General features: G+C 50.9%; 9 protein-coding genes. 5 read left to right on the top strand and 4 right to left on the bottom strand.

Translation table 11 applies throughout. The features are described 5' to 3' along the window. Positions 1-52: 52 nt before the first annotated feature. The gene (gene focA / locus RN22_RS24230) at positions 53-895 is read right to left on the bottom strand and encodes a formate transporter FocA (RefSeq protein WP_046308495.1); all 843 of its coding nucleotides are present in this window, start codon (positions 893-895) and stop codon (positions 53-55) included. 371 nt (positions 896-1,266) lie between these two features. Here focA and RN22_RS24225 point away from each other — a divergent pair, with 371 nt between their 5' ends. From RN22_RS24225 to RN22_RS24205, 5 genes are read left to right on the top strand one after another with little or no spacing between them, the layout of a single operon-like run. Continuing rightward, positions 1,267-2,292, top strand: a complete 1,026-nt coding sequence (locus RN22_RS24225) for an ABC transporter permease subunit (RefSeq protein WP_046308491.1) — start codon at positions 1,267-1,269, stop codon at positions 2,290-2,292. Continuing rightward, entirely contained in the window at positions 2,292-3,338 is a 1,047-nt protein-coding gene (locus RN22_RS24220) for an ABC transporter permease (protein WP_046308494.1), read from the top strand. Before RN22_RS24225 ends, RN22_RS24220 begins: the two co-directional genes overlap by 1 nt. Before the next feature lie 13 nt (positions 3,339-3,351). Then, on the top strand, positions 3,352-5,178 hold the full coding sequence (locus tag RN22_RS24215) for an extracellular solute-binding protein (protein ID WP_046308490.1): 1,827 nt from the start codon (positions 3,352-3,354) through the stop codon (positions 5,176-5,178). A gap of 10 nt (positions 5,179-5,188) precedes the next feature. After that, positions 5,189-6,052: an ABC transporter ATP-binding protein gene (locus RN22_RS24210; protein ID WP_082111468.1), complete on the top strand. Its 864-nt coding sequence runs from the start codon at positions 5,189-5,191 to the stop codon at positions 6,050-6,052. A 2-nt stretch (positions 6,053-6,054) separates the two neighbouring features. After that, positions 6,055-6,882 carry an ABC transporter ATP-binding protein gene (locus RN22_RS24205; protein ID WP_082111467.1) on the top strand — a complete coding sequence of 276 codons (828 nt, stop codon included), beginning with the start codon at positions 6,055-6,057 and terminating at the stop codon, positions 6,880-6,882. A gap of 100 nt (positions 6,883-6,982) precedes the next feature. On the opposite strand, the gene RN22_RS24200 is transcribed toward RN22_RS24205, so the two are convergent. The 3 genes from RN22_RS24200 to RN22_RS24190 all read right to left on the bottom strand — a co-directional run bounded on the left by RN22_RS24200 (position 6,983) and on the right by RN22_RS24190 (position 10,339). Then, a complete protein-coding gene (locus RN22_RS24200; protein WP_002540911.1) occupies positions 6,983-7,504 on the bottom strand; it encodes a DUF2058 domain-containing protein in 522 nt (173 codons plus the stop codon). Positions 7,505-7,588: 84 nt separating this feature from the next. Next, positions 7,589-9,565 (bottom strand): ATP-dependent DNA helicase RecQ, encoded by a 1,977-nt coding sequence (locus tag RN22_RS24195; protein ID WP_046308489.1) that lies wholly within the window; start codon positions 9,563-9,565, stop codon positions 7,589-7,591. Between the two features lie 174 nt (positions 9,566-9,739). Further along, positions 9,740-10,339 carry a hypothetical protein gene (locus tag RN22_RS24190; RefSeq protein ID WP_046308488.1) on the bottom strand — a complete coding sequence of 200 codons (600 nt, stop codon included), beginning with the start codon at positions 10,337-10,339 and terminating at the stop codon, positions 9,740-9,742. Between the last annotated feature and the right edge of the window lie 90 nt (positions 10,340-10,429).

The raw sequence follows: 10,429 nt of genomic DNA, 5'->3' as shown, positions 1-10,429 counted from the left end.
CTCGAGCATTTTTCCTGCGCTATTTCTGATCACCTACTTACTGTGATTGGTATTAGTCGCGCAGGTAAATCATCCAATACCACATACCAACAAACAGGCCACCACCGATGATATTGCCCAAGGTTACTGGCACCAGGTTGTTGATGAAGAAATGGGTAAAGGTCAGATCCGCAAAGTCTGCCACGTTCATGCCTGTCATTGCCCAGAAAGACTCTGGCGCAAAGTATTTGATACCAATCGCCATCGGCACCTGGAACATGTTCGCAATGCAGTGCTCAAAGCCTGCCGACACAAACATCGCCACTGGCAGAATCATCACCAGAATCTTGTCAGTCAAAGTGCGGCCTGAGTAGGTCATCCATACTGCAATGCACACCAGTACATTACACATAATGCCGAGTGCCACTGCCTGGAAAAAGCCATGGTGCAATTTGTGCTGCGCGATATTCATGGCGTTAATGCCCACTTGTCCGTTGCCGAACATGTATTGCTGAGCGATCAACATACAGATCACCAGCAGAATCGCACCAATCAGGTTGCCGCCGTATACCACCAGCCAGTTCTTAAACAACGCGCCCCAGGTAATCTTACCACTGGCTCGCGCCACCAAAGTGAGTACCGAACTCGTGAATAGCTCGCCACCGGTAATGATCACCAGGATTAACCCCAGACTGAATGCCAAACCACCAACAAAGCGCGTCATACCCCAAGGCATGTCACCAGCACCAGTGGTCACTGTCGAATAGAAAATGAATGCAATACCGATATGAATACCGGCGGATATCGCCAGAAGGAACGATTTGAATGGGTCTTTGGTTGCTTTCGCTACACCAATTTCTGCAGCACGCTCCGCGATCTGCGGCGGTGGCAGAGAGTCAAACTGAGTAAAGTTCATGGTTAATAGCACTTAGTGTGAACAGGGAGGGCGCGGATAATCTCTCCATTTGCTTACTTTTTCAAGGGGAAATTAATATCTCATTTTTGATGCACAAAATGCCCAGATAACGTTCAAGAAGATAGTGTCAAACCCTTTGTTGGCGTAGCCTGAACCCTAAAGTGAATTTTTGAGTTAATTCGCAATAAGTCTCTTGGGCGATGAAATCATCACAAAGACGTAACACAATTCACTTTCAGGATTTCTATAACCGACAATTCTGCAGGGAAAAGTAGGGTTGTCTGCAAATATCACCCTGAATTTTAATGATTTGCCATCATATTTAGGCAGTAAGGTCTTTTGACCATAGTGGACAGGGAGAGAGTCAGTCTGTGTTAGCGTATTTACTGCGACGGTTATTGCTCGTCGTTCCCACATTTCTTGGCATCACATTAGTGATCTTTGCCATCACCCGATTTGTGCCGGGTGGGCCCGTTGAGCGCATGCTTGCCCAATCCCAGTTTATGGAGGAAGGGTCGGCGCAAACCCAGAGTTTTCAGGACAACTCCTCGCTGGATGAATATCAGCTTGAAGAGCTGAAAGCTTTCTACGGTCTCGACAAGCCTGTGATGGAAGCATATTGGGAGTGGCTGAACCGTCTGTTGGTGCTGGACTTTGGTGAATCTACCCGCTACTACGAACCCGTACTGGATATGATTATCGAGCGGCTTCCCGTCTCCATGTTTTACGGCGGCATGACTTTCCTGATTGCCTATTTGGTCTCTATCCCTCTCGGCTACTACAAGGCCGTGAAGCACAATACTGCCTTTGATAACGCCTCTTCCGTGCTGATTTTCGTCGGTTATGCCCTTCCGGGTTACGTGGTCGGCATCCTGCTATTGAGTGTTTTCTCCTTCCACCTCGATTGGTTCCCCATGGGAGGGTTTACCTCTGACGACTTTGATGATTTAGAGTCCAAAGGCGAGATGATCAAAGACGTGCTCTGGCATGCCGTGCTGCCACTGATTTGTTACATCATCGGTGATTTCGCCACCCTGACCATCACCATGAAGAACAACCTGATGGAGAACCTCTCCGCTGACTACATCCGCACCGCCATTGCCAAGGGCCTGCCTTTTAAAGATGCGGTGCGCAAACACGCGATGCAGAACAGTTTGATACCTCTGGCGAGCCATTTCGGTAATTCGCTGTTGTTCTTCCTCACAGGCTCCTTCCTCATCGAAGTGGTGTTCAACATCGATGGTATTGGCCTGCTTGGCTATGAAGCCATTATGGAAAGGGATTATCCGGTGGTGATGGCCATTGTGGCACTGAACGCCGCCATGCTTCTGGTGGGTAACATCGTTTCAGATATCTGTGTGGCACTCGTGGATCCGCGTGTAAGGTTTGGTGAATGATGATGACTCTCAGCCCACTGACGCAAAAGAAGATCAAACGCTTCAAGGAAATCAAACCGGGTTACTGGTCTTTCATTGTCCTCTCTACCCTGTTACTGCTTTCCCTGTTTGCCGAGTTTTTTATTAACAGCAAAGCCCTGATGGTGCGCTACAACGGCGAGCTGTTCTTCCCTGTGGTCAGCGATGTTCGCCTCGGCACCGAGTTTGGACAGGATTACCAAAGCGAAGCCAACTACCGAGAGCTTCAAGCCCTGTTTGAAGAAGAAGACAACGGCAACTTCGTCATCATGCCATTGGTGCCTTGGAACCCTTATGAGCAGGATTTTATCGAGGGTGAATTCCCGCCGTATGCGCCAAGCATTGAATCACAGCACTACCTCGGCACCGATGTGATTGGCCGTGACGTGCTGGCACGTCTGTTCTATGGCTTCCGCATCGCCATGATGTACGCCCTCACCACCATGACCATCTGTTTTGCGATTGGTACTGTGATTGGCTGTGCCATGGGCTTTTTCGGTGGCAAGTTCGACCTTATCAGCCAACGCTTTATTGAAGTCTGGTCGATGATCCCATTCCTCTACGTCATCATGATACTGGTCTCTATCACCAAGCCCACCTTTACCCTCTTTGTCGCCATCAACGTCATATTCGGCTGGATGGGGATAACCTGGTACATGCGGACCATGACCTACAAGGAATCTGCACGGGAATATGTGATGGCCGCGAGAGCACTTGGCGCTTCTACTACACGTATCCTGCTGAAACATATTCTGCCTAACACCATGGTCATGGTGATCACTCTGGCACCTTTTACCATTGTGGCGAACATCACTGCGCTGACGGCTCTGGATTACCTTGGCCTTGGTCTTGCGCCACCAACACCGAGCTGGGGCGAGCTGCTACAGCAAGGTAAATCGAATCTCGACAGTCCATGGATTGTTACCTCAGTGGTCACCGCCACTGTGCTGGTGCTCACCATGGTGACCTTTATTGGCGATGCGGTTCGCGCTGCATTCGACCCGAAAAAATTCACCCGTTATGTCTGACAAGGAAGTGACCATGTTTAAATTGACCACACTCGCCGCTTTAAGCGCACTCGCTTTCACCGCGCAAGCCGCTGAACTTCCTGCCAACCTTGACTGGCAGACAAACAGGGACGATCCGGTATTTGCGTCTGACAAAGCCAAGCGTGGCGGGACATTGCGCACTCACCTCGCCAGCTTCCCTCTCACGCTTCGCACCGTGGGGCCAGACTCAAACTCAGGCTTACGCACTTACTTCCTCGATGAAGTGCCGGGACTCGTCACGCGCCACCCTGACACCTTGAACTGGATACCTGACATTGCAACCGAATGGGCATTTGCTGGCGACAACAAAACGGTCTATTTCAAACTCAATCCAGACGCAAAGTGGAACGACGGTAAAGCCATCACGGCAAACGATTTCGAATTTATGCTCACGTTTTACCGCTCCAAAGACATTGTTGCGCCCTACTACAACGACTACTACACCAACACCATTGCCGATGTGGTGAAAATCGACGACCACACGCTTGCTGTTAGTACGGTAGAAGAGAAAAATCAGGAAGAGTTAATGCTGACAGTCGGTGGCCTGAACCCCAAGCCAGCGCACTTTTTCAGCCGAGGGAAAGACAAAAACGGCGATGGCATGGACGACGACTATGTCCGTAAATACAACTTCAAAGCAGAGCCGACAGCAAGCCCATACTTTGTCGACAAGATTAAAAAGGGTAAGAGCCTGACGCTGAAACACGTCGGTGACGACTGGTGGGGTTACGAAAACAAGTACTATCAGAACCGCTATAACGTCGACAAAATACGCTTCACAGTGATCAGGGACCAGGATCTTGCCCGCCAACACTTTGAAAAAGGCAAGCTGGATGTGTTCGAGCTGACCTTGCCAGAAGTCTGGCATGAAAAGACAGATGGCGAAGTCTACCAAAAAGGCTATGTTCATCGTTTCTGGGGCTTCAACGAAGTGCCTCAGGGTGCCGGGGGACTGTGGCTCAATACCGCTCAGCCGCTATTAGGTGATATCAATATCCGTCGCGGCATCATGCATGCTACGGACATGGACGGTTTGATCGCAAAGCTGATCCGCGGAGACTATTCCCGTAAGCCACACGCCACAGGATCAGGTAACGGAAAATACTCTTGGGAAGGAGCAACGCCACCAGCCTTCGATGCAGAGTTAGCGATTTCCCATTTCACGAAAGCGGGCTTTGACAGCGTCGGTGGCGACGGTGTGCGCGTCAACGACAAAGGAGAGCGCCTGTCTTTCGAGTTGGTCTACCCATATCCATCCTGGACACCACGCATGGCTTATCTCAAAGAGCAAGCGAAACTGGCCGGACTCGATTTCCAACTCAAATTGATTGATGGTGCTACCGGCTTCAAATACATGTCGGAGAAAAAGCACCAATTAGCCTTCATCAACATGGGTGCAAAAGAGATCCCTGGGTATTGGGAGTACTTCCACTCTGAAAACGCGAATAAGCCGCAAACCAATAACTTCAATAATTTCAGCACACCAGAGCTGGATGAATTGATCACCCAATACCGCTCTGAGTTTGACCTGACCAAAAAACAGCAACTGGCTCATGAAATCCAACGCATTATCCAAGATGCGTCTGTCGTCGTGCCAAGCTACATCCTGCCATGGAGTCGTCAAGGCTACTGGCGCTGGATGCAGTATCCAGAAAACCCGATGCAGAAAAGAATGGATTACCTGTTCACCGTTGGCCGCATTTATGGTTTGAGCACCTTCTGGATTGATGCAGAGGTGAAAAAAGAAACGCTCAAAGCCATGGACGAAGGCAAAGCATTTGAACCCGTGACAGTGATTGACGATCGCTACAAGCGATAAGGCAGGAAAGATGACGGAACCGGTTCTCAGCGTCCGCGGACTAGAAACAGAATTCACTACCGATGACGGCGTGGTGAAAATCCTCCACGGCGTGAATTTCGATGTCATGGCAGGCCGAACCCTAGGTTTGGTCGGTGAATCAGGCAGTGGTAAAAGCGTCACTGCCATGTCCATCATGGGCTTGCTGCCCAAGCCTTATGGGCAGGTCACCGCCGGCGAGATCCTCTATCGCGGTACCGATTTAGTCTGCTTGCCACCGGAAGAAATGTACCAAATGCGCGGCAACCGGATTTCCATGATATTTCAGGATCCGATGACCGCGCTGAATCCGGTGCATTCCATTGGCAAACAGCTGACCGAAGTGCTGGCACTCCACAACCCGGAGATGAGCAAGAAAGCGCAGCAGGCTGCCGCGCTTGAAATGCTGGAAAAAGTCAAAATTCCGATGCCCGAAAAACGGCTCAATGAATACCCGCATAACCTTTCCGGCGGCATGCGACAACGTGTGATGATTGCGATGGCATTGGCCTGCAGACCCGATATTCTGATCTGTGACGAGCCAACGACCGCGCTGGATGTGACGGTTCAAGCCTCCATTCTCGACCTGATGAATGACCTGCAGGAAGAAACCGGCATGGCGATGATATTCATCACCCACGATTTGGGCGTAGTCGCGGAAATCTGTGACGATGTGGCGGTGATGTATGGTGGGAAAATCGTTGAAAATGCAGACGTTTTCGATCTGTTTGATAATCCTCAGCACCCGTATACCAAGCGCTTACTCGGCCTGATGCCGGATTTGACCACCGAACCCAAGCAGTTGATCGATATCCCTGAGATCGACCCTGCGCTGTTTCCGGAATTTCGAGGTTAAACATGGAAGAGTTGCTAAGAATCGACAACCTTTGCAAACACTTCGTTTCCGGCAAAGGTATTTTCAAAAAGGGCTACACCATCAAGGCGGTGGATGGCGTTTCCTTCAGCGTGAAACGTGGCGAAACCCTGGGTTTGGTCGGTGAATCTGGCTGTGGAAAAAGCACCCTTGGGCGCACCATCCTAAAGCTTTATGAGCCAACAGGTGGAAAGATATTCTTTGAAGGCAAAGACATCACAGACCTCAGCCCGCGTGCGATGCGTCCGCTTCGTAAAGAGATGCAAATCGTGTTTCAGGACCCGCTGGAATCCCTTAATCAGCGCCACACTGTGGGCATGATTCTGGAAGAGCCTTTCGAGATCCACAACATCGGCACCCGCGCAGAGCGCAAACAATGGGTAGAGGAACTCTTAGTAAAAGTTGGCTTGCCCGTAGAAGCGGCCAGTCGCTATCCTCACGAGTTCTCCGGCGGTCAGCGTCAGCGTATCGGTATTGCACGGGCGATTGCACTGAAACCCAAGCTACTGATTTGTGACGAATCTGTCTCCGCATTGGATGTATCAGTACAGGCGCAAATCCTGAACTTGCTGTTAAAGCTGCAACAGGAAATGAACCTGGCAATGATATTCATCTCCCACGACCTTTCCGTGGTGCGTCAGGTTTCGGATAACGTCGCCGTGATGTATTTCGGCAACATGGTGGAATACGGCAACGCAAAAGCCCTCTATGCCGACCCGCAACATGAATACACCCAAACGCTACTATCGGCAGTGCCGGTGAATCACCCTAGAAACCGCAAGAAAAAACGGCCAGCGGAAGCCACCAGCTAATACCAATCGTAGTAAGTATCTGCGACCTACTGTGATTGGTAGAAAAGCAAAAAGCCCTGTCCGGAGACAGGGCTTTTTCTTGTTCATCAACAGGCTGCGCTTACCACATCAGATCGTCAGGGATCTTGAAGTCTGCGTATGGATCGTCCTCGTCCATCGCCTGCTCATCCACCGTGTTGTTCAACACGATAGTGTTTTCATCTCGCTGAACAATTTTGTCCGCCACCACACCAGGAACGATCGCGTAACCTTCACCATCACGGGCAATCGCCAAGCGGCCATTCACCAGTTGGTCTTGGGTGGCTTTATCGACGTAAATCTTCTTCACCAGCGTGCCGTCAGTGAAGTTGTACCCGATATCGCCGTCTTTGCGGTCAATCTTGTTCATCTCGACCAATTGCTTCACCTGCGCGGCAATCGCCTTTTTCTCGGCTTCCTGCTGCTTCTGACGGTTCAGTTCCTGATCCTGAGCCACCTGCGCAGCGCGCTTTTCTTCAACGGCGGCTTTGGCTTCTTTTGCCAGCGTGCGCGATTTCTTCGAGCTCTTACCGGCCTTCTTCATTTTCTTTTTGTCGATAAGACCAGCTTGAAGCATCTGCTCTTGTAGGGATAGTTTTGCCATGTTGACTCCGTAGCGGGCGCTATTTTCCCGAATTATTGGCCGAATCATACCATTTAAGCCAGATTCGGCGCACCTCCAAACGGGTTAAAGACGCGATGCCACCACTTGCGCTTTCACTTGAGCAAACGGATAGGCAGCCAGCTTGCCGAACCCTTCCATTTTCCCGGCGCGTAAACGTCCGGTCAGTGGCGTGGCAATACCACAAAGGAACCTCGTCGCCGCCTCTGCCGAGACTTGCGTGCCGTCTTTGGCAGCGGCATCAAGCAAAGGCTGAAGCAAACGCTGTAACTCCGCGGCATCCAGTTCTGCCTGAGCGCTGGCTTTTGGCAACAATGCAACATTGCCACGACACACAGAGCAATGCCCACACTGCGCTGGCGCATGTTGGTCAGCGAAATACGCTGCCAAGCGATGACTCAAACAGGTGCCAGTTTCAAACAGCGACAGCATGGCTTCCACGCGGTTGATTTCCGACGCTTCTTTGGTGAGGAAGAGTTGATGCATCTGCTCGCTCAGTTGCGCTGCCTGCTCACCCTGACACGCCTCAAGCTGAGTAACGCGGTAAACGTCCATCATCTGCTTGCTTTCAAGCTCAATCCAGCCTTTGTCAGCGAAGTAATCCAGCGCAGTAACAGCACGCTTTCTTTCCGCGCTGTAGCCCTGCCAAAGCGCATCAAAATCTACGCTATGCCAGGTGCGCGATTTTGGCGAGCATTGGAAAATCGCTTCCACAAATTGTCTTCTCTCGCCTTCAAACTGGTTCAATACCTGCTCAGGCTCCACCAGCATTTTGAAGCGGTAATCAGCGAAGTAACTGAACTGCGGCTCGATGATGCCTGCAAGCTCGAGGTAAACCAGTAAGGTTTTGAGCGGCAACTGGCGCACATTGGATTCTTTGGAAAGGCGGGTCAGCATCACTTCCCACGGTCTACCCACAGGTGTCGAGCCAATCTCATCAATCACAGCGCGAATGGCGATCAAATCCGGCGTGTCACCATACACAAAGTTTTCCAAGACACTGACCGATTCGCGGTTGGCCAGCACAGAACAGACCGACGGCAAACCATCACGCCCTGCCCGTCCGATTTCCTGACTATAGTTCTCCACCGATTTTGGCAAATCGTAGTGAATGACCGCACGGATATCCGCTTTATCCACGCCCATACCGAATGCAATGGTCGCCACAATGCAGTTGATTTCACCGTGCATAAAAGCGTTTTGAATCCGCTGGCGATCATCACTTGCCATACCGGCATGGTAAGCCTGCGCGGCGACGCCTGCGGCTCTGAGTTTACCTGCCACACTCTCAGCAGTTTGCTGCAAGGTGACGTAAACAATAGTGGGCCGAGGAATCGCGACGCTCTGCATTAAACTCAGCAGGGCTACGTCTTTTTGCTCTTCCGCACAAGGAAGCACGTTGAGATCCAGATTCTGACGATAAAAGCCGGTTACCTCGACATTCTCGGGGGCGATGCCGAACTTATTGCGCATGTCTTCGATAACCTGCGGCGTTGCCGTCGCGGTAAGAAGCAAAACTTGAGGAATATTGAGCTGGGCGCGGTAAGCCGGCAGTTTCAGGTAATCAGGACGGAAATTATGCCCCCACTCTGAAATACAGTGCGCTTCGTCAACCACCAGCAGAGAAATCGGCACCGAGGAAATAAACTGGCGGAAGCGCTCGTTCTTCAAACGCTCGACAGAAATCATCAGGATTTTGGTTTCACCTGCTTTCACCGAACGCATGACTTCGCGCGATTCGTCATAAGTCAGGGAAGAATCAATCGAGGCGGCGGCAATGCCCTTTCCGCGCAGAAAATCGAGCTGGTCTTTCATCAGCGCAAGTAGCGGAGAAATCACCAAAGTCAGGTGAGGAAGATGAAGCGCAGGAAGCTGGTAACAGAGAGATTTGCCCGAACCTGTTGGAAAGATGGCCGCAGAGGAATGCCCCGCCAATACCCTTTCGACCACATTCTGCTGACCACCGCGTAATCCTTCAAAGCCAAAAACCGTTTGGAGTGTGTTCAAGTAAGCATTCTTTGCTTGCGTCGGGGTTTGCATCATGTACCTCATGTCATCGGGTCAGTTCTGCGAGCAGTCTACACTGCGCAACCCTATGCTTCGAGTGCAAACACCGTTTAGACCGAGCATGCTCCGGTTTCGGGTGAAAACCAATCAAGCAGCATCATCCACTTGCCAAAAAAACGCATAAAAATCATTGCAAGACTGAGGAAGCTATCACCAAAACTTCCACCATGGCTTTTTGATTTCAAAAGTGAAAGTCGCTTCTGACTCATGGCTACCTGAAAGCACCACAGGCAGACCATTAGCAAACACATCACTGCAATCTTCATCGTGCTTAAAGCCCACCAGCGTACTGGCTAACGCCAAAGGGACTTCAAAGACATGGTCGACATCTGCCGACTCACCACCATCCTCTGCCTGATCGGCCAGATACTGCACTTTCAACGTCTCAAATCTCGCAGGCAATTGCCCTTCCGCTGTCAGGTTCATACGGCTTTCCTGTGCATTGTGCGTCACCTGCCAACGCTTCTCACCAGCGAACCAACACTCGGCGGAAGACGCCATTACATGCTCCTCTACCGAACAGGCGATGGCCATGCCGATTCGCGACAGTTCTGCCAACGACTCTTTGGCAATAATGAGGTTGTTCGACCCTTGTCCAACCACCAGATACCAATCATCCCGCAAAGCAACGCCTGCCAAGTCAGATTCAAAATACTCGTCGGTTTCTGTCGTTGCCGTAAATCCCAACGTTTCCAACACGGCATCTTGGTTTTCGGTTTTAACCGCCACCCAGGAAAGTGAAAAGCCCATTTTCTTATCCTTCAGAAAATTCGATGAGGTAATACCCAAACAACCTGAAGATGCTCGTATTCAGAGGTCATCAATGCGTTCAATTCGAGG

Source organism: Grimontia sp. AD028 (assembly GCF_000973155.1).
Lineage (GTDB): Bacteria > Pseudomonadota > Gammaproteobacteria > Enterobacterales > Vibrionaceae > Enterovibrio > Enterovibrio indicus.
This window is presented reverse-complemented; position numbering and strand designations above follow the sequence as displayed.